Source organism: Acidianus infernus, from assembly GCF_009729545.1.
Lineage (GTDB): Archaea > Thermoproteota > Thermoprotei_A > Sulfolobales > Sulfolobaceae > Acidianus > Acidianus infernus.
On record NZ_WFIY01000004.1, the window covers coordinates 813,386 to 832,676 of the forward strand.

The window sequence follows — 19,291 nt, forward strand, 5'->3', positions numbered from 1 at the left end:
ATGTCAGAGTCATTTAAGTACATAGTTAGGCTCTTTGGGCAAGACGTAGACGGTACTATGAAAGTTCCTTATGCCTTGGCTATGGTAAAAGGAATCGGCTATAATACTGCAAGAGCTATAGTAAGGCAATTAGGAATAGACAAGGATAGAAGGCTTGGCGAGCTTTCAGACTCAGAGTTAAAGAAGATTGAAGAGGCATTATCAGATAAGACAATAAAAGGATTACCTTCATGGATGCTTAATAGGAGGAAAGACTATGAATCTGGGTTGGACTTACATTTAGTTACTTCTGAGCTAATTTTCTATGCTAGAAATGACATAGAAAGAGAAAAGAAGATCAAAAGCTGGAGAGGAGTTAGGCACGCATTGGGCCTTAAGGTTAGGGGACAAAGAACAAGGACTACTGGAAGAACTGGAACTACTGTAGGTGTAAAGAGAGCCAAAGCGGCACAGCCCGCAGGTGGCGGTCAAGCTCAATCTTCTCAATCTTCTCAAGCTAAGAAATGAGGTGAATTAAATGGGAGATCCTAGAAAAAGTAGGAAAAAGTGGGAAGGACCCGGTTTACCTTGGATAAAAGAACTTTTACTTCATGAGCAAGAGTTATTAGGAAAATATGGGCTTAGGAATAAAAAGGAAATATGGCTAGCAAGGACAATAGTAAGGAAATTTAGACATATGGCTAGAAGTTTACTAGCATTACCACCAGCGGAAAGAATGGTCAGAGAAAAGCAATTAATATCAAAATTATATAAGATGGGTTTATTAACATCGCAGAACGCTACAATAGACGACATTTTAGGCTTAACGGAAGAACAGTTATTAGAAAGAAGACTTCAAACAATAGTTTTCAAAAAAGGTTTAGCAAAGACAATATATCAAGCTAGACAATTAATAGTTCACGGTCACATAGCAATAGGAGGCAAAAGAGTGACTTCACCAGGCTATATTGTACCTAAAGATGAGGAAGATTTAATAGATTATTACCCAACTTCCGTATTCAAAACAAGACCTCCAACTGCTCAAGTTACCCAATCCTCTCAAGTAACTCAAGGTGGTGAACAGAATGTCCAGCAGGCGTGAAATTAGGTGGGGAATAGCCCACATATATGCTTCACAGAATAATACAATTATTTCAATAACTGATATAACAGGAGCAGAAATGATAGCTAAAGCTTCAGGCGGAATGGTAGTTAAGGCTGATAGAGAAAAACCCTCACCTTATGCGGCAATGCTAGCAGCAAATAAGGCTGCAGGAGAAGCATTAGATAAAGGCATAATGGCAATCCATATTAAGGTAAGAGCTCCAGGAGGTTCTGGTCCTAAGACTCCAGGGCCCGGAGCACAGCCGGCAATAAGATCTTTGGCTAGGTCAGGATTCATAATAGGCAGAATAGAGGACGTTACGCCAATACCTCACGATAGTATTAGGAGACCTGGAGGAAGAAGAGGAAGGAGAGTATAAAATGATAGATGTAATAAAAAAGGAAGGAAATTTTATTTCCCTTTCTTTAGATGGATATCCTTTAGAGTTTGTTAACGCAATAAGAAGAGCTTGCATGCTATACGTTCCAGTAATGGCAGTAGATGATGTGTATATTATAGAAAATAATAGTCCTTTATATGACGAAATACTAGCACACAGATTGGGTTTAATTCCTTTTTCATCAGATGAAGCTATAGACCATTATAGACCTCCAGAAGAGTGTGCGAACTGCCAAGAGAATTGCGACGGATGCTTTAGTAAAATCTATCTAGACGTAGAAGCTAAGGATTCAGAAGTCATGGTATATTCAAAAGATATAAAGTCTGATGACCCAGCAGTAGTTCCGATAAGTAAAGATATACCTATAGTACTATTAGGCAAGAACCAAAAAGTCTCATTAGAGGCTAGATTGAGGCTAGGATATGGCATAGAGCATGCTAAATTTAATCCAGTTACTATTGCTGTATTAAGATATTATCCTCATATTGAATTAAAAGATGATAGTTGCGTTAAAGCAGCAGATGTATGCCCAGAAAAAGTCTTTGCAGTAAAGGATGGAAAAATAGTAATAGCTAATGAAATTGCTTGTACATTATGTGAGGAATGTTTAAGGTATTGTGAAGGAATAAAAATCTCTTCTGTTGAAAACAAATATATCTTAGAAATTGAGAGTGTAGGTAGTTTAAAGCCAGAGAGAATTTTATTAGAGGCTGGAAAGAGTATAGTTCGTAAACTTGAAGAATTGAAGAAGGTGATTTCATGACTGGAAGTACAAATATTATGATTAGAAAATTAATTAGGAGCCTAGAAAAGCAGAAAAAACCTTTATGGAAAACTGTAGCAGAGAAGCTCCAAACTCCAAGTAGGAAAAGATGGTATATAAACTTATATAAAATAGAAAAGTATACGAAGCCTGGGGATATTGTAATAGTCCCAGGTAAAGTTCTAGGTATAGGTAATTTAACTCATGAAGTCACAGTAGTAGCACTTGATTTTTCTAAGTCAGCTAAAGAAAAGATACTTAAAGCTGGAGGTAAAGTTATGAGTTTATATGATTTTGATAAGCTAGATTTAAAGGGTAAAAATGTGAGGTTGATGAAACAATGAGTGAAGTTGTAATTGTTAATGCAGAAAATCAGATTCTGGGCAGAATGGCAACTAATGTGGTAAAACTGCTCAAAGAAGGTAAAAAAGTTGTAATTGTTAATGCAGAAAAAGCTGTAATAAGTGGTCCTAAAAGTAGAGTAGTTGCTGGTTATAAGTTATACTTCTCACTTAGAACTCTATTTAACCCAGAAAAGCAAGGAGTTAGAAGGCCTAGGAGTCCAATTAATATAGTAAAAAGGACAATAAGGGGTATGTTACCCAAGACTCCAAAAGGCAGGCAAATGTTAAAAAGCGTTAAGGTTTACATAGGCGTTCCACAGCAATATAATGGTAAGAACTTCATAAGCTTTCCTGACGCAGACGTAAAAAGACTTAAAGGTAAGTATATTACTGTAGGAGAATTAGCTAAAGAAATGGGGTGGAAAGTTTATGTCAGAGCAGCAGGCCAATAAAATTATAATAACCTCAGCTAGAAGAAAGATGGCAAGGGCACAATGCCAACTTACTGAAGGAAAGGGTAGAGTATTTGTGAATGGAGTGCCAATAGAACTTATACCCATCGAAATGATAAGATTAAAAATTATGGAACCTTTATTACTTGCGGGCGAGTCACTAGCCTCAAAAATAGATGCTAAAATATACACATTCGGTGGAGGAATAATGGGCCAAGCAGATGCCGCAAGGATGGCGTTAGCTAGGGCATTAGTTAAGTTTAGCGGTAGCAAAGAATTAGAAGAATTATACAAACAGTATGATAGGACAATGTTAGCAGGAGACCCAAGAGAGACAGAGTCAGAAAAATGGATGAGGTATAGTGCTAGAAGATGGAGGCAGAAGGCTTATAGGTGACATTTATGATAATTCCCGTCAGATGCTTTACTTGCGGATCTTTGATAGCAGACAAATGGGAACCCTTTATAACTAGAGTTAATGCTGGAGAAGATCCACAAAAAGTATTGGACGACCTAGGTGTTAGAAGATATTGTTGTAGGAGAATGTTATTAAGCCATGTAGATATTATAAAAGAGGTAGTTAATTATACTAGACCAATTTAAGGTGATTTAAATGTCAGAAGAAGAAAATAAGGGAACCGAGTTATCTGAGGCAGAAAAAGCTGAATTACAAAAATCAGAGAAAGGAGCAGTAATAGAATTATTAGCTCCATTAGAGAACTATCTTTCTGCAGGCGTCCATATAGGTACACATACATGTACTAAGTATATGGAGAAATTCATTTATAGAGTAAGGCCTGAAGGCCTTTACGTACTTGATGTTAGAAAAATAGATGAAAGATTAAGAATTGCTGCAAAATTCCTTTCAAGATTTACACCTAGTGGGATCCTAGCTGTTGCGTCAAGGCCTTACGCATTTACTCCAGTTCAAAAGTTTGCAGAAGTAGTAGGAGGTAGGGCAATAACCGGAAGATTAGTTCCAGGCACTTTAACTAATGCATACCTTGACAGATTTATAGAGCCGGAAGTGTTACTTGTGTCTGATCCAAGAACTGATACTCAGGCAATAAAAGAGGCTGCAGATATGGGAATCCCTGTTGTAGCTTTTGCGGATACTGATGCTAAAATAGAGTATGTTGACCTGGTAATACCTGCAAATAATAAGGGAAGGAAATCTTTAGCTTTACTTTATTGGCTACTAGCTAGGCAAATACTTAGGGAGAGAAAGCAGATACCCATGGATGCCGATATACCAGTGAAGGTTGAGGAATTTGAGGTGAAGCTTGTTCAATGAAAAGATTACCTGCAGTAGCCGGTGCATTTTATGAGGCAGATCCTCAGGAACTAAAAGATCGAATTGTTTGGTCATTTACTCATCCTGTAGGTCCTGGCAAATTACCTACAGTTCCAAAAGAAAAAGGTAAGAGAGATAACTTATTTTTTATTGTTCCTCATGCTGGTTATATTTACAGCGGTCCTGTAGCAGCCCATTCTTACTATTATTTAGCTTCTGAAGGCAAGCCAGATCTTGTAATAATTCTAGGTCCTAATCATACAGGTTATGGATCTTATGTTTCCTTATGGAATAAAGGTTGTTGGGAGACTCCGCTAGGAGATGTAAAGATAGATGAAGAGATGGCAATGGAGCTTGTGAAGTATAGTGAAGTTATTGATATAGATGAGCAAGCTCATCTATATGAGCATTCTGTTGAAGTTCAAATACCTTTCTTACAGTTTTTCTTCGATTCTGATATAAAAATAATTCCAATAGTTATACTTTATCAAACTCCTGAAATAGCAGAATACATAGCTGAAGGAATATATAGATTAATGCAAAAACATCCTGAAAAAGATATAGTAGTCCTAGCTAGTAGTGACATGAATCATTATGATCCTTACGATATTACGTATAAAAAAGATGAGATGGCGATAGAGAAAATAGAACAACTAGATTATAAAGGGCTTTACGATGTTGTAGAGAATAAGGATGTAACACTTTGTGGTTACGCTCCAATAATGGTTGCGATGATATTAGCAAAGAAATTTAATAAGAAGCCATATATTTTGAAACATGCTACTTCTGGAGATACATCGGGAGACAAGTCTTCAGTAGTGGGATATCTTGCAGCAAGATTTGGAAGTTAAAGTTCCATTTTGTTATTCTGGGCTCCCATTGGAAGTTAATAATCCAGTTTTAATTAATTTTGCAATAGTTAAAGTGAGAGAGGTAAAAAGAAAACCAAAAATAGATAAATTCCTAGAATATTTTCGTGAAGCTACAGGCTTTTCTTGTAATATTGACTATGATATAGAGGGGAATTTGCCTTTTTCTTCTTATTACGTTTATGTAACGAGAAAGCTCGTTGACTTATCAATAAACAAATGCAAAATTCCCATGAACGAAAATGACGTTAGGGAAACGCTAGAAATGATAGATGACGCAATGTTTGACTCTAGATTAATAAGGGCCTTAAGAAAGGCTCAAGAACTTAATTCACCTATACTTTATCGCGATGGAGAAGATCCAGTACCTCTTAGTGGAAAGGAAGTCAGAATAAACTTACTTACCAGCTTTCCACTACCTAAACCGAGGTTTTTAGAAAGTTCATTAATTCACTTGGCCGGCATTTTACCTGTAGAAATATCTAAAGATTCTAGCTTAATTCAATTTGAGAACGGCTTATGGAGTTCCCTTTATGGTTTGCCATATCCGATGAACAATAGTTGGAAATGGATATGGGACTTAAAATGGGCTTCACTTATAGAATTATTAAATTAGGAGGAAGCTTAATAACAAATAAGAACATACCTTATTCTTATAACGAAGAAATAGTTAGGAGAATTGCACGTGAAATTAGACAGTTTTATCCATTAATTGTCATACATGGAGGAGGGAGTTTCGGTCATTATGAAGCCTCTAAGGGCGATAAGATAAAAACTGTTATTGCAATGCAAGAATTAAACCTTAAAATTATGAAAATCTTTTATAATGAAGGAATTAAAGCATTCCCTTTACCAGGCAGATTCTTTTCCATAGACACTGTTAAAAGATATTTACAGGAAGGACTAGTTCCAGTCATTTATGGCGATATCACTGAGTCTGGAAAAATAATTTCTGGAGACGATATAGCGATCTTGTTAGGTAAAAAGTTTAACTCTAGAGTATTTTTTGCCACAGATGTGGATGGGGTATTTATCAATGGAAGAGTTGCTAAGGAAGTCAATTCTCCTTTTATAGATGATCTATCTTCTTCAAGCTTTGATGTTACTGGTGGTATGAAAGCTAAAATCCAGAAAATTTTGGAAAATTGTGTAGAAGCCTTGATATTCAATGGTAAGATCGAAGGCAACATATATAAGGCATTAGAAGGAAAGAATATAGGAACTCTTGTAAGGTGTAAAAATGATAACAAATAGAAAGTTGGAGCACGTTGAAATTTGTCTTTATGAGGACGTTGAAGGTTATATACCAACATTACTTGATGATGTAATTTTAATACACCAAGCAATGCCTTGTCTTTCATTTAATGAAATAAATACTAGCGTTAAATTTCTCAACAAAGAAATCTCTGCACCACTAATGGTAACTGGAATGACTGGAGGAAATGAAGCCTTAGGAAAAATTAATGCAACAATAGCAGAGGTTATTGAAGAATTAAGATTAGCCATGGGAGTTGGAAGTCAGAGGATTGCAATAGAGCGAGCAGATGCTAGAGAGAGCTTTAAAATCGTGAGGAAAAAAGCCCCTACATCACCTATAATAGCTAACATCGGAGCTCCTCAGTTAGCTAAAGGTTACGGATTAAAAGAACTAAAGGAAGCAGTAAGTATGATAGAGGCAGATGCTATAGCTGTACATCTAAATCCTGCTCAAGAGTTATTTCAGCCAGAAGGGGAGCCAGAATATCCAGGGGATATTTTAATAAAACTTAAGGATATTTCAAAAGAATTGGGAGTACCAATAATAATAAAGGAAACAGGGACAGGCATTTCAATGGAAACTGCAATAAAATTTAAGGAAATTGGAATAAGATACTTTGACGTTTCTGGACAAGGAGGAACTAGTTGGATTGCCGTAGAAATGGTAAGAGATAAGAGAAAGAACAATTGGAAAAAAGAAAGTGCGGAGCTTTTTGCCGGATGGGGAATTCCTACAGCAGCCTCAATAATTGAAACAAGGTTTGCAGTTCCTGATGCGTTTATAATTGGTAGCGGTGGGATAAGAAATGGGCTTCAAATTGCTAAAGCTATAGCTTTAGGAGCAGATATTGCCGGAATGGCAAGTCCGGTTTTAAAGAAAGCCGTGGAAGGAAAGGAGTCCTTAGTTTCCTTCTTTAATAAGGTAATTTTTGAACTTAAAGCGGCTATGATGTTAACAGGAGCTAAAAACGTGGAAGAACTTAAGAGAGTTCCAGTAGTTATTTGGAAGGAATTAAGAGAATGGATGGAAAGTAGAGGGATAAGCTTATCTACATATGAGAAATTAAGAAAAAGAGAATAATGGAACTAGACAAGTATTTTGATGAGATAATTAAAAATGTAAATGAAGAGATAGAAAAATACATAAAAGGTGAACCAAAGGAACTTTACGACGCTTCAATATATCTTTTAAAAGCTGGGGGTAAAAGACTTAGGCCACTTATAACAGTTGCCTCTTCAGACTTATTCTCTGGAGATAGAAAAAGAGCGTATAAAGCTGCAGCTGCTGTAGAGATCTTACATAATTTTACTTTAATACATGATGATATAATGGATGAAGATACACTTAGGAGAGGAATGCCAACAGTGCATGTAAAATGGGGAATACCAATGGCAATTCTTGCAGGTGATTTACTTCATGCAAAAGCTTTTGAAGTTTTATCAGAGGCATTAGAAGGATTAGATTCAAGGAGATTTTACATGGGTTTATCAGAATTTTCCAAATCAGTGATAATAATTGCAGAAGGTCAAGCAATGGATATGGAATTTGAAAATAGGCAGGATGTTACAGAAGAAGAATACTTAGAAATGATAAAAAAGAAAACGGCACAACTATTTTCGTGTTCTGCATTTTTAGGAGGTCTAGTTTCTAATGCTGAAGATAAAGACCTTGAGTTGCTTAAGCAATTTGGACTAAATTTAGGCATTGCTTTTCAAATAATTGACGATATTCTAGGTCTAACTGCAGATGAGAAAGAACTAGGTAAACCGGTATATAGTGATATCAGAGAAGGTAAGAAGACTATCCTTGTAATAAAGGCATTGAGTTTAGCGTCGGAGACAGAAAGAAAAATTATAATTGAAGGACTTGGATCTAAGGATCAAGAAAAAATAGTTAGAGCAGCAGAAGTAGTAAAATCTCTTTCATTAAATTACGCATATGAAGTTGCAGAAGAATATTATCAAAAATCTATGAAGGCTCTATCTGCTATAGGGGGCAACGATATAGCTGGAAAGGCTTTAAAATACCTTGCAGAGTTTACAATAAAAAGGCGAAAATAGTGTTGCCTATTTGTGCCATTATAGCTTTTATTATAACATTTCTTACTACTAGATGGATAATTCGCGTTGCAAAAGAGAGAAAAATTGTAGGGAAGGACGTAAATAAGCCCAATAAGCCAGAAGTACCTTCACTTGGCGGAATAGCTATAGTAGCAGGTTTTGTTTCTGGAACTTTTGTACTTTTAATACAGGACCAAAATTATGAGAGAATAATATCGTCAATTTTACTCTCCTCGTTATTGATAGCTTTCCTTGGATTAATGGACGATTTTTTGAATCTTAGGCAATCTATTAGGGCTTTTACTCCAATCTTTGCTGCAGTACCTCTGGCAGTTTTTAGCGTAGGGCATTCAGCAATATCCATACCTTTTTTAGGGGTAGTAAATTTAGGAATCTTCTATTACGTGGTTGTAATACCGGCTGCACTAACAATTTCATCTAATGCCTTCAATATGCTTGAAGGACTTAATGGATTAGGAACCGGAATGGGCATAATAATGTCAGCTGCTTTAGCCTATATTGGTTTAACAAGGTCTGGGAACATTTTTGTTGCAGGAGAAATGGCATTGATCTTGCTAGCTTCTCTCTTAGCCTTCCTTTATTATAATAAATATCCAGCTAAAGTTTTCATAGGAAACATAGGGACATACTTTGTTGGCTCAGTAATAGGTTCTATTGGAATAGCTGGTTATATGTATACTGCTTTGGCTGTATTATATTTACCTTACGTTGCGGAATTTATATTAAAGGCAAGAACAAGGTTTAAGGGAGTATCATTTGGAAAAGTTGACGAAGACGGAACGTTATATTGGAATGATAAGCCAAATTCTTTAACTCATATAGTTATGAAAATGGGAAGATTTAAAGAATATCAAGTAGTTACTATACTTTGGATTATTGAAGGCATATTTGCAATACTTGCAATCTATTTACAAACTACGGTAATAGTTATATGAAAAATTTTTTAGGCTAATAATGTACTGTAAAAAATGGGGCTGTAGTCTAGCCAGGACTAGGATGCCAGGCTTGGGCCCTGGTGGTCGCGGGTTCAAATCCCGCCAGCCCCATTGTGAGGATACTCCCACTGCTAAGATAGTATTCGACTATCTTATCTAAGGGGTCAATGTGACGCTCTCTTACGTTACCTTTTTTGTTCTTCTCTATAGAGTAAACATTAGTGCTTCTTCCTTCTCTAACGGATATTCAGGCTGAGAAAACTCTATAACCCATAATTTAAACTATGCTCCTTTTCAACCATTTAAGCACGCCCTAACTCGGCTGCGAAATTGAAAGTTAATGGCGAAGATTCATCAAAATGTAAAAATTCAATCGTATTCTTTGGCATATATAGTCTAGTTATCTATCGTGAAGACAAGTTTTTTAGTCTTTCTGACTTCCTCCTCGCCCTAGAATGTTTCCCTTCCAATGGGCACATAGTCCCCGTCATTAATTTAGGCGACTCAGAGAACTATTTGAGGAACTTTCATCTATAAATGCTGGTTGCCCCTAACTCGAGCTGGAGAGGAGCGTAATTAACGTCACTAAAAACTTTCTTGGATATCAATCCCCTTTTCCGCCTCCTTAACCCCATTTTGGTAAAATAAGGGCTCAGGCCGGGATTTGAACCCGGGACCACTGGGTCCACAGCCCAGCGCTCTCCCTGGCTGAGCTACCTGAGCCAAAACAACATTATACTTTAGATTTTATAAACTCTTCTCTTACGATATCTAGCAATTTTCTAGCTATAATTGTTTTATAACTTTTAGGTATCTTTATAATTTCACTATTAGTAATAACAATTACCTCATTATATTCAGATGAAAAACCTATATCTTTTCTTTTTACGTTATTTGCAACTATCATATTAAAGCCATGCCTTTCCTTCTTTATTTTGGCTTTTTCGATAAGTTCGTCATCATTATTTACAGTTTCCGCAGAGAATCCTACTACGAAAGCCTTTCCCCTTATATATTCTGAAATTTTAGGTGTTTTTTCTAACTCTACTTTTGGCACTTCAGTATGGCTATCAATTTTTTCTCCTCTTATTACCTTAAACTTATAATCTGCAGGAGCTCCTGCTAATATTACTATATTAAACTTTTCTTTCTCAACAAGGTTTACAACATTTTTTAGCATCTCTTCTGTAGTTTCGACCTCGATAGTTGGAGAATAAGGATGTAAATGAGAGCTGAGAGGACCATGAACTAAGACCACTTCTGCTCCTCTGAAGTAAGCTTCGTTAGCTATTGATACGCCCATTGTGCCACTACTTGGATTTGTTATAAACCTTACTGGGTCCATGTATTCTCTGGTAGGTCCAGCTGTAACTACAATTTTTAAACCTCTAAGGTCCTTCTCTCTTAAAATATAAGAGGTAATTCTTGAGGTTAGATATCCAATATCTGGGTAATGAGCTAGATTATTTACTAAATTAGGTTCTATAATTTCTACATTATTATTTTTCCTTAAGATTTCTATTGCACTTTGGAGTTGAGGTGAGTTCCACATTTGCAAATGCATTGCTGGAACGAGTATTACTTTTTTATTTAACTGAAGAAAATTTATTGCAGTTAGAACTAAATTATTGTCTGTAATACCATAAGCTAACTTTGTTATAATATTCATAGTTGAAGGTGCAATTATCATTACGTCAAACTCCTCAGCTAATTGTATATGTTCTAGTTTCCCTCCTATTTTTACGATTGTCTTGTTGCCTGTAGCCCAAGTGAACATTTCCGGGGAAATTAATTTAGATGCTGATGGAGTCATCATTACCTTTATTTCTGCCCCTCTCCTCATTAGTTCTCTTGCAAGGTCAAGGGACTTATATAAGGAAATACTGGCTGAGACTCCTAATAATACTTTTTTACCTTTTAGTTCATCACTAATTTCGCCTATTATTCTCTTCGATGGATGAGTCATAAATAGGTTCAAACATGTATATAAACTTCTTAATAAAAATATTATAGCATGGAACAAGCAACAAGCAATAAATCTACAAACTCATTTCTTATTAGAAATGTTAGAATGGACGATATAGACGATATAATAATGATTAATAGGCTGTCATTACCCGAAAATTATCCTTATTACTTTTTTGTCGATCATATTAAAGATTACGGAAAGGCGTTTTACGTGGCTGAAGTTAACGGTGATGTTGTTGGATATATAATGCCTAGAATAGAGTTGGGCTTCAGTAATTTGAAGAATTTGCCGTCATTAGTTAAGAAAGGCCACGTGGTCTCTATAGCAGTTTTAGAGGCTTATAGGAATAGAGGAATAGGCACTGCGCTTCTTAAAGCTTCAATGAAAAGCATGAAAGAAGATTATGGTGCTGAAGAAGTTTACTTAGAAGTTAGGGTAAGTAATTATCCAGCTATTTCAGTATATGAAAAACTTGGATTCATGAAAATCAAGGTATTAAAACATTATTACGCTGACGGAGAAGATGCGTACTTAATGGCTACTTATCTTACTTAACTGAACCTTCTTTTCTTCTGGATAATAAATTGCAAGGTATCCTTTTTCGAAAGCACCTACAGAAATTACTTGAAATCCTTGAGAGTTCACTATGGTTTGGTTTTCAGAATGGCCGTGTATTATAATTTTAGTCTTACTTGAAAGTATCTTTGCAGAAATTTCCTTCTTTCCTATTTCAACGTTTATAATCATTCCAGACTTAAATCCTTTAGGAGGGAAATGAGTTATACTAATTTCAGTTGAAAAATCAGTTGAGAGACCTAAGAATTCCTTCGTTATTAGTTTCTCAGTTTTTTTAAGGTATTTCATGATATAAACGCTTTCCATTTCACCCAAAATTCCATGAAAGTTATTAAGATATTGGGGGCATTCTACATCCCCTAAACCTATTACTCCGTCAAAATTATTATTTATATATTCTACTGCATCCTCTTGGCAAGGGAAGCGGGTAATCATTGCGAGTTTTTTCATACCACTTATCAAGTAAATATAATGCAATACCAGAGGCTATAATATCTGCCGTAGATCCTGGATTATAATTATTCTTAACTAGAAAATCATTGAAATCCAAAAGTTTTTTCTCAGTAAAATCTTCCTTAACTTCTCTTGCCATGTGAGAAATAAGCAAAGCAATCTTTCCGCCATACTTTCGGTATATTAATCCATCCGGTTGTTCTGATAAAATTTCTATGAAAGCTTTCTGTATTCCTTTTTCAAGACTTTCGCTATCTTTTATTATTTTATATGCGGTATAGGAATACTCATAGTTTCTTATCATATTTCTAGCTATAGTATCCATATTTGATGAAAATACTAAAACCTCATATATGGTTTTATTTGTTGTTTCCCTATAATCCATGACGTCAATTTTACCTAGATAGCTTAATTTCACTTGTTTTAGAGCTTCAAAAAACCATTTAGTATCTTCAACATCTAAAGAAATTATGACTTCGCTAAGTTTTCTCCTTAAATTCTCCACATTATCAGCTAGGAGTGATGAATAAGAGATAGGAAGTAAGAGCAATTGTGTACCTAGAATTGAATAATTTACCTCCATCTTCTTACTTTCTTTTATAGTAAGGTAAAGCAGATCGTATAGTGGTCTAGAAGAATTATATCCTCTAATACAGGCTTTTCTATAATACGCATTGGCAAGATTTGCTGAAAGTAGAATATCCTCATATTTTACGCTTTTAATATCTTGTATTCTCGAAGCGTTACCTGGCTTGAATACCGAAGCTTCTATAATAGATGAAGACGATAAGATATATGCGACTTCACTACATAATTGGTCTAATATATCCTCCAATTTTTTTATCACCTATCACGATTTCTAATTCATCTTCGCATTTCATTAGCATTCCAAAAGCTTCTATTTTCTTACTGTAATAGAGAGCCAAGTTGTAAATACCTTCATATGACACTATATTAAATGTTTTACCTTGGGAATAAAGAGTAGAAATTGATGGATAAAATAAAGCTCTATAATCGCTAACATTTTCTCCGACCACTTTTATAGGATTTACTTCTACACATACTTTTTCATTATATTTCCAAGGTTGGTCATCTACAAATAGGAATGAATACTTCGTACCCTTGTATTTTCCTCTAGTTTTTTTACTATATATGGTTTTAACTACTTCTATTGGTAGAGAATAATTCTCAGAAGTTTCAAAGATCCAATCTTTATCCTCCTCAAATCCTTGGAAGACATTAACGAAATCCTCGGCGTATTTTTTGCCATAAATTACTAGATCAACATCAGAGCTCTCATGAGATATTCCTGCAAGCAATGAACCAGTAACTCCAATCTTATCTAAAGGCAAGTTTACTTCCATTTCAGCTAACATATTTATTACAGTTTCTTCCAGCTTATTTGTAGGCTTGTGAATTATCTCCTTAATTTTATCCTCAGGCTTAAAATGGTTTTTAATTTCTGATATTTTAAGCACGGGAAATGTAGATCCATAACAAGGTTCATACTCGAAATTTTGTTTAATTTTTATCAAATTTTTTACTCCATATTTTTTAAACACTCTTTCGTATCCTTTCCAAAGCCCTTCCCTTGTATACACGTATTTTAAATATGCAAATACGTACCCAGGAGGATTATAATTTGTAATAACTACGTAAAGATTGTCATTTTTATCCTTGATTATGTCTTTATCAAGGAAGTAATTTCTTCCCATCCCTTTAACCTTACATAATCTAGTACTGTACCAGAGCTATTAAGCATATCAATGTACTTTCTAAAAATTCCTCCACCTATTGCATTTGCTATAAACGCAGCTCCTACAGAAGCTTCCTTGTACTTTATCTCGAATTTGATTCCAAAATCAATTTTATCCTTAGCTTTCCCAGAGACTATTATTGGTAAGTCTAGTTTTTCGCTATACCATTCAGAGATTATCCTTAAAATCTCTAAGGATCTTTTTTCCTCTCCTTGAGTATATATAGTATCTTTAGTTATCCTTGAGTACTTACAAAGTAAGTAGGCAATTTCTCCATCAATGCACCCAGGTGAAATTAAACCTGGTATCTCGGTTCCTCCAAATCCGTCTATTATTTTACCATCTTTAACTACTATGATTGATGAGAAATGTCTACCTATTTCGATTAATACAAAACTATCAAAAATAGTCCTATAAAAGAATGCAGAAGCAACTTTATCCGCAGTACCCATATCTATTTTATTTATCTTCCTATATTCTGGCACACTCTCAAGTTCTATTACTGAAGGTATAGTAAATGCATTCTCTTCCGGTATTATTGCTCTTAAAAAACTCCTAAGAGGACCCTCCTTTTGAGGATCCGCGAGCGTTAATAGAAAAATTTCTTTCTCACCTATTTTTGAAGCTTTAACTAAAGGCAATCCGTGACCAGAAGGTAATGCAATAGCGCTAGGTCTTTTATCTCTTATCAACTTAACTAGTCTCATGGAATCGTGAATAATTAGGTCAGTAGGTATTTCATAATACTCAACTATTCTTCCTAACTCGTCTACGAAAGTTATTGCGTAACTTTCACTCCCTGGATCAACTCCTGCAAATATCACTTAATAATTTAAGCTATAAATGGAAATAAGACTAACAGATGATGACTCAAAGATAACAGAACAGTGATGTAAGTGGGCAGCCACTGATTTTATATACAAGTGTATACATCACTATTAATATGGAAAATGAAAATAATGGTAAACGTCAACCTTGTTTTATGAGAAAAGATATTTATGATGAAATAAGAAGATTAACGGAATTAAACGGCTCTTCAATATATAATTATACAAATGATTTACTAGCTGCGTCAATACAGATGGAGAAGAACGGAGTAGATATTAAAAACGAGATAAGTACGTTTATACTCTTGTCTAAACTAATGAACAATTATAAAGGATTTATGATTCTTGTTCCTTTCGATTTCTTAAGAGACTCACAGATGAGCCTAGAAAAATGGAAAGAGTTAGGTAAAAGTTTAATGAGTTACGTAAGTCAGTTAATGAATAATGTTGAAGTGTCATTTTTATCGATTTTACGTTTCTTTCTACTCTTTATAGGTGACGTAAACGTTGATTATAATGGTAAATACATTGAAAGTTTTTCTCCTTATTTTCAAGGTAGAATAATAGATTTCATAAAAAGCCTAGTAGATGGAATGCTGGAGGTAAGCAATCTAAAGGCCGATGTTAGTGCAACAACTGGAATGATAAGAGTAAAATTAATTAGTACTAAGGGCATAAAAGTTTAACACTTATTATAATATAATATGAATAAAAAATAAATATTTCTAGTGACGTGATTTCCGAGATATAACATTTGAATATAGTGCGTTAGCATACAATAGTTAACGTTTCTAAAAGATCCGCACATGTTGCAATTAGTATAGAGTTTTCTCAGCCAAGCGATACAAGATTCATCAGAGAGGGAAGAAGTATTAATATTTACACAGTAGAGAAGGACAAAGACAGTAACATAGGAGAGCATTGACTACTTAGACGAGATAATCGAATGTGGGTCTGGGAGCGCTTACCAGACCCTTATGGGCCCGGAGGGATTTGAACCCTCGACCACTCGGTCTCTCACCGAGGCTATGAGCCGAGCGCTCTACCTAGCTGAGCTACGGGCCCACTATTTTCTTTTTAATAAACAATCCTTTTTAAGACTTACGAAAAAAATTACGTACCATATTTCCATTGCTTCATATACTCCTTTTGCTCTTCAGTCATTTGCTCTATTTCTATTCCCATTCCTTTTAATTTTAATAATGCTACTTTCTCATCTATTTCTTGAGGAACATTGTATACTTTTATTTCAAGTTTATCTCTATTGTTGTAAATATATTCTACCGAAAGTGCTTGATTTGAGAAGCTTAAATCCATTACTTCGCTTGGATGTCCTTCAGCTGCCGCAAGGTTAACTAATCTGCCGTCCGCTAGTAAATATACTTTGTTACCATTAGGTAATTCATATTCATCTAAGTAAGGCCTTATATTTCTCACAGATTTTGCAATTTCTTTTAAGCCTTTAACATCTATTTCAACGTTAAAATGGCCTGCATTCGCCAATACTGCTCCATTCTTCATTTTTAATATATGTTCTTTGCTAATTACATTTATATTACCAGTTGCTGTTACAAATATTTCTCCTACTTCTGCCGCTTTGCTCATTGGCATTACGTCAAATCCGTCCATTACTGCCTCTAATGCTCTTAAAGGTGAGGCTTCAACTACAATTACTCTAGCTCCCATACCTCTTAATCTGGTGGCTATTCCTCTCCCTACCCAGCCATAGCCTACAACTACTGCAACTTTTCCTGCAATTAATATATTTGTAGCTCTTAGAATTCCGTCTATAGCGCTCTGCCCGGTTCCTATCCTATTATCAAATAAATATTTTGTAAACGCATTATTTACAGCAATAACTGGATATTTTAATACTTTAGATTCCTCCATCGCCTTTAATCTAATAACCCCTGTGGTTGTTTCCTCTGTACCTCCTATTATCTTTAGAGACTGGCATTTTTCGTGAATATACGCATGCAAGTCTCCTCCGTCGTCCATTACAATGTTAGGTTCATATTTCAAAATTTCTTTTATATTCGAATAATAATCTTCTTCACTTTCCCCTTTCCAAGCAAAAACTTTTATTCCATCTTCAACTAACGCAGCCGCAACGTCATCTTGAGTGGATAAGGGATTACTTCCTGCAAGTGCTACTTCTGCTCCAGCCTCTTTTAATGTTCTTACAAGTGCTGCTGTCTCTTTAGTTACGTGAAGTACAGCCGAAATTCTTACTCCCTTAAGGCTTTGTCTTTCCTTTAACTCTTTCCTTACGCTCATTAATGCGGGCATATGCATTTCTGCCCATTCTATTTGTTTTCTGCCTTGTTCAGCGAGTTTTATGTCCTTGATTTTATAGTCCATATGAGAAAATCTTGTTTTACGTAAAAAAGTTAAGTGATATCGAACGTGAAAGAACAATAAGTTTAAAGTCTATAATCTTAACTCTCTCTAGATCTGAATGTTTAAGGATAACGATTTTGTGTATATAGATTATGTTAGTAAAATTAAAGATACAGGAGAAGTAATTGATACAACAATAGAGGAGGAAGCAAAAAAGGCAAACATTTATAATCCAGAGAAAAAATACAAACCACTCCTAGTCATAATAGGGGAGCACAGAGTTCTAGAAGGATTGGAAGAGGCATTAAGGAACTTTAATGAAGGAGAGCAAAAGGAGATAGAAATTCCTCCGTCAAAGGCTTATGGAGAAAGAGATCCTTCAAAGGTTAAATTAGTATCTTTAGGAGAATTAAAGAGACAAGGTATCAATCCTAGGCCTAACATGGTAATAAGATTAGCAGAAGGTGGATATGCTACAGTAAAAAGTGTAAGTGGAGGAAGGGTAATACTTGATTTGAATCATCCATATGCTGGAAAGACTATAGTTTACAACGTGAAAGTAGTTAAAGTACTTAAGGATGAAAAGGAAAAAATTCAAGCATTAGTTGAAAGGTGGTTTGGTGAAAATAGCAAAATGACGTTTGAGCTTACAGAAGATAAGAAGAGCGTAAAATTTGAAGTTCCAAAGGATTACTTTCTGTTAGAAGATTTGCAGACTAGAAAGTACGTCTTGGCTAAAGATATCATAACTTTCGTGCTTCCAGAGAGTGTAGTAAGTTTTGTAGAGAACTATAATAAGGATACTTTTAAGTAATAACTCCAGTATTTCTTGCAACTTTTTCTGCAGATGCCCAAGTTAATCCTCTATCTCCAAGTATAGTATATCTTTCTGGGCGAATAGTATGAGCAATAGTTAATGCCTTTATTATTATTTCATTTGGTACTCCTAATTGCTTTGCAGTAACTGGTGCACCTATCCTAATTAACGCTTTTCTTATCTCTTTCCATTTTATGCCATGAATATACGCCATCATTATTGTGCCTACTCCTACTAATTCGCCATGAAGTGGCCCTTCTGGATAAAGCATTTCTACCGCATGAGCAAATAAATGTTCTGAACCGCTTGCAGGTCTTGTACTTCCAGCCATACCCATTGCTACTCCACTGCTTATTAATGCTTCTACTAAAAGTCTTACACCGTATTTAAGGTCTTTATTTATAATCCTAGTACAGTTTAACGCATGCCTAGCTGAGAGCAACGCTAAAGATGCAGTATAATCACCATAATATTCTCCTCTTAATTTAGCTGCTAATTTCCAATCCCTTACTGCTACTATTTTTCCTACAGTATCTCCTATGCCAGCGTTAATTAGTCTCCTAGGTGCAGAACTTAGTACGTCAATATCTGCTATTATTGCTGTAGGTTCTTTAGCTTTCATCGATATAGGCTTTCCTAGACCTTTTATTGCGGCAAAAGGTGACGTAATGCCGTCATGGGAAGGAGCAGTCGGTATACTAACAAATCTTTTATTTAATTCAAATGCTGCAAATTTTGCAACGTCTATAGCTTTTCCTCCGCCAACTCCTAATATTACGTTGCTCTCATGTTTTTTAGCGAATTCTTCAACTTTTCTGACCTCATCAAGGTTTGCTTCTTGAACTTCTATTACATCAGCAGGTATTTTATCTAGGATTTTACTAACTATCAGCCTTCTTACGTTACTGCCAGTAACTATGAGGAAAGAACCAGTAAGTCCTAACTCAGAAAAGTATTCGTCAATTCGAGATATTATCCCATTACCAATAAAAATTCTTTCTGGTAAGCTGATTATGTGCTCTCGCATTTCCATATGGTAATGTAAAGTTTTAAATATTAAAAAGTGAGTATG

Annotated in this window: 25 protein-coding genes, 3 tRNA genes and 1 pseudogene; 19 read left to right on the forward strand and 10 right to left on the reverse strand. The window is 35.2% G+C overall.

Annotation, left to right across the window (positions count from 1 at the left end):
• The 16 genes from D1867_RS05010 to D1867_RS05085 all read left to right on the forward strand — a co-directional run bounded on the left by D1867_RS05010 (position 1) and on the right by D1867_RS05085 (position 9,591).
• Positions 1-507, forward strand: a complete 507-nt coding sequence (locus tag D1867_RS05010) for a 30S ribosomal protein S13 (RefSeq protein ID WP_155863050.1) — start codon at positions 1-3, stop codon at positions 505-507.
• Positions 508-517: 10 nt separating this feature from the next.
• On the forward strand, positions 518-1,081 hold the full coding sequence (locus D1867_RS05015) for a 30S ribosomal protein S4 (protein WP_155863051.1): 564 nt from the start codon (positions 518-520) through the stop codon (positions 1,079-1,081).
• Positions 1,065-1,463 carry a 30S ribosomal protein S11 gene (locus D1867_RS05020; protein ID WP_013775465.1) on the forward strand — a complete coding sequence of 133 codons (399 nt, stop codon included), beginning with the start codon at positions 1,065-1,067 and terminating at the stop codon, positions 1,461-1,463. The genes D1867_RS05015 and D1867_RS05020 overlap by 17 nt, the downstream gene beginning before the upstream one ends.
• Position 1,464: 1 nt before the next feature.
• Positions 1,465-2,247, forward strand: coding sequence for a DNA-directed RNA polymerase subunit D (locus D1867_RS05025; RefSeq protein WP_155863052.1), 783 nt, complete (start codon positions 1,465-1,467; stop codon positions 2,245-2,247).
• Entirely contained in the window at positions 2,244-2,591 is a 348-nt protein-coding gene (locus D1867_RS05030) for a 50S ribosomal protein L18e (protein WP_013775463.1), read from the forward strand. Before D1867_RS05025 ends, D1867_RS05030 begins: the two co-directional genes overlap by 4 nt.
• Positions 2,588-3,043 carry a 50S ribosomal protein L13 gene (locus D1867_RS05035; protein WP_155863053.1) on the forward strand — a complete coding sequence of 152 codons (456 nt, stop codon included), beginning with the start codon at positions 2,588-2,590 and terminating at the stop codon, positions 3,041-3,043. Before D1867_RS05030 ends, D1867_RS05035 begins: the two co-directional genes overlap by 4 nt.
• Complete coding sequence (locus tag D1867_RS05040) at positions 3,021-3,440, forward strand: 30S ribosomal protein S9 (protein ID WP_155863054.1); 420 nt, start codon at positions 3,021-3,023, stop codon at positions 3,438-3,440. Before D1867_RS05035 ends, D1867_RS05040 begins: the two co-directional genes overlap by 23 nt.
• 5 nt (positions 3,441-3,445) lie before the next feature.
• Entirely contained in the window at positions 3,446-3,646 is a 201-nt protein-coding gene (locus D1867_RS05045) for a DNA-directed RNA polymerase subunit N (protein WP_013775460.1), read from the forward strand.
• A 10-nt stretch (positions 3,647-3,656) separates the two neighbouring features.
• A complete protein-coding gene (gene rpsB, locus D1867_RS05050) occupies positions 3,657-4,337 on the forward strand; it encodes a 30S ribosomal protein S2 (protein ID WP_013775459.1) in 681 nt (226 codons plus the stop codon).
• Positions 4,334-5,188: an AmmeMemoRadiSam system protein B gene (gene amrB / locus D1867_RS05055; RefSeq protein WP_155863055.1), complete on the forward strand. Its 855-nt coding sequence runs from the start codon at positions 4,334-4,336 to the stop codon at positions 5,186-5,188. Before rpsB ends, amrB begins: the two co-directional genes overlap by 4 nt.
• Positions 5,166-5,822 carry a hypothetical protein gene (locus D1867_RS05060; RefSeq protein WP_240872165.1) on the forward strand — a complete coding sequence of 219 codons (657 nt, stop codon included), beginning with the start codon at positions 5,166-5,168 and terminating at the stop codon, positions 5,820-5,822. Before amrB ends, D1867_RS05060 begins: the two co-directional genes overlap by 23 nt.
• Positions 5,792-6,460 carry an isopentenyl phosphate kinase gene (locus D1867_RS05065; protein WP_240872166.1) on the forward strand — a complete coding sequence of 223 codons (669 nt, stop codon included), beginning with the start codon at positions 5,792-5,794 and terminating at the stop codon, positions 6,458-6,460. The genes D1867_RS05060 and D1867_RS05065 overlap by 31 nt, the downstream gene beginning before the upstream one ends.
• Positions 6,447-7,544, forward strand: a complete 1,098-nt coding sequence (gene fni / locus D1867_RS05070) for a type 2 isopentenyl-diphosphate Delta-isomerase (protein ID WP_155863057.1) — start codon at positions 6,447-6,449, stop codon at positions 7,542-7,544. The genes D1867_RS05065 and fni overlap by 14 nt, the downstream gene beginning before the upstream one ends.
• Positions 7,544-8,524, forward strand: coding sequence for a geranylgeranyl diphosphate synthase (gene gds / locus D1867_RS05075; RefSeq protein WP_155863058.1), 981 nt, complete (start codon positions 7,544-7,546; stop codon positions 8,522-8,524). The genes fni and gds overlap by 1 nt, the downstream gene beginning before the upstream one ends.
• The gene (locus D1867_RS05080; RefSeq protein WP_338078100.1) at positions 8,521-9,480 is read left to right on the forward strand and encodes an MraY family glycosyltransferase; all 960 of its coding nucleotides are present in this window, start codon (positions 8,521-8,523) and stop codon (positions 9,478-9,480) included. Before gds ends, D1867_RS05080 begins: the two co-directional genes overlap by 4 nt.
• 35 nt (positions 9,481-9,515) lie before the next feature.
• Positions 9,516-9,591: transfer RNA gene (locus D1867_RS05085), tRNA-Pro, on the forward strand.
• Positions 9,592-9,619: 28 nt separating this feature from the next.
• Here the strand turns inward: D1867_RS05085 and D1867_RS12605 are convergent.
• The 3 genes and pseudogenes from D1867_RS12605 to coaBC all read right to left on the reverse strand — a co-directional run.
• Positions 9,620-9,727: pseudogene (locus D1867_RS12605) on the reverse strand (putative integrase); the annotation flags it as partial.
• A 402-nt stretch (positions 9,728-10,129) separates the two neighbouring features.
• Positions 10,130-10,203: transfer RNA gene (locus D1867_RS05095), tRNA-His, on the reverse strand.
• A 10-nt stretch (positions 10,204-10,213) separates the two neighbouring features.
• On the reverse strand, positions 10,214-11,458 hold the full coding sequence (gene coaBC / locus D1867_RS05100) for a bifunctional phosphopantothenoylcysteine decarboxylase/phosphopantothenate--cysteine ligase CoaBC (protein ID WP_205737137.1): 1,245 nt from the start codon (positions 11,456-11,458) through the stop codon (positions 10,214-10,216).
• 36 nt (positions 11,459-11,494) lie between these two features.
• Between coaBC and rimI the strand changes: the two genes are divergently transcribed.
• Positions 11,495-12,004: a ribosomal protein S18-alanine N-acetyltransferase gene (gene rimI / locus D1867_RS05105; protein ID WP_013775450.1), complete on the forward strand. Its 510-nt coding sequence runs from the start codon at positions 11,495-11,497 to the stop codon at positions 12,002-12,004.
• Here rimI and D1867_RS05110 read toward each other — a convergent pair.
• From D1867_RS05110 to D1867_RS05125, 4 genes are read right to left on the reverse strand one after another with little or no spacing between them, the layout of a single operon-like run.
• The gene (locus tag D1867_RS05110) at positions 11,981-12,460 is read right to left on the reverse strand and encodes a hypothetical protein (protein ID WP_240872168.1); all 480 of its coding nucleotides are present in this window, start codon (positions 12,458-12,460) and stop codon (positions 11,981-11,983) included. The two genes, rimI and D1867_RS05110, sit on opposite strands and share 24 nt — an antisense overlap.
• On the reverse strand, positions 12,411-13,313 hold the full coding sequence (locus D1867_RS05115; RefSeq protein ID WP_155863061.1) for a triphosphoribosyl-dephospho-CoA synthase: 903 nt from the start codon (positions 13,311-13,313) through the stop codon (positions 12,411-12,413). Before D1867_RS05115 ends, D1867_RS05110 begins: the two co-directional genes overlap by 50 nt.
• Positions 13,285-14,193: a nucleotidyltransferase domain-containing protein gene (locus D1867_RS05120; RefSeq protein WP_155863062.1), complete on the reverse strand. Its 909-nt coding sequence runs from the start codon at positions 14,191-14,193 to the stop codon at positions 13,285-13,287. The genes D1867_RS05115 and D1867_RS05120 overlap by 29 nt, the downstream gene beginning before the upstream one ends.
• Entirely contained in the window at positions 14,160-15,059 is a 900-nt protein-coding gene (locus tag D1867_RS05125; RefSeq protein ID WP_338077968.1) for a DUF1464 family protein, read from the reverse strand. The genes D1867_RS05120 and D1867_RS05125 overlap by 34 nt, the downstream gene beginning before the upstream one ends.
• Before the next feature lie 119 nt (positions 15,060-15,178).
• Here D1867_RS05125 and D1867_RS05130 point away from each other — a divergent pair, with 119 nt between their 5' ends.
• Complete coding sequence (locus D1867_RS05130; protein ID WP_155863063.1) at positions 15,179-15,748, forward strand: hypothetical protein; 570 nt, start codon at positions 15,179-15,181, stop codon at positions 15,746-15,748.
• A gap of 292 nt (positions 15,749-16,040) precedes the next feature.
• On the opposite strand, the gene D1867_RS05135 is transcribed toward D1867_RS05130, so the two are convergent.
• Both D1867_RS05135 and ahcY read right to left on the reverse strand, forming a co-directional pair.
• Positions 16,041-16,127 (reverse strand) — tRNA-Ile (locus tag D1867_RS05135).
• A gap of 48 nt (positions 16,128-16,175) precedes the next feature.
• Positions 16,176-17,423: an adenosylhomocysteinase gene (gene ahcY / locus D1867_RS05140; protein ID WP_155863064.1), complete on the reverse strand. Its 1,248-nt coding sequence runs from the start codon at positions 17,421-17,423 to the stop codon at positions 16,176-16,178.
• Between the two features lie 97 nt (positions 17,424-17,520).
• Here ahcY and D1867_RS05145 point away from each other — a divergent pair, with 97 nt between their 5' ends.
• Positions 17,521-18,216, forward strand: a complete 696-nt coding sequence (locus D1867_RS05145) for a peptidylprolyl isomerase (RefSeq protein ID WP_155863065.1) — start codon at positions 17,521-17,523, stop codon at positions 18,214-18,216.
• On the opposite strand, the gene D1867_RS05150 is transcribed toward D1867_RS05145, so the two are convergent.
• Positions 18,209-19,252 (reverse strand): NAD(P)-dependent glycerol-1-phosphate dehydrogenase, encoded by a 1,044-nt coding sequence (locus tag D1867_RS05150; RefSeq protein ID WP_155863066.1) that lies wholly within the window; start codon positions 19,250-19,252, stop codon positions 18,209-18,211. The genes D1867_RS05145 and D1867_RS05150 overlap by 8 nt on opposite strands.
• Positions 19,253-19,291 lie beyond the last annotated feature (39 nt).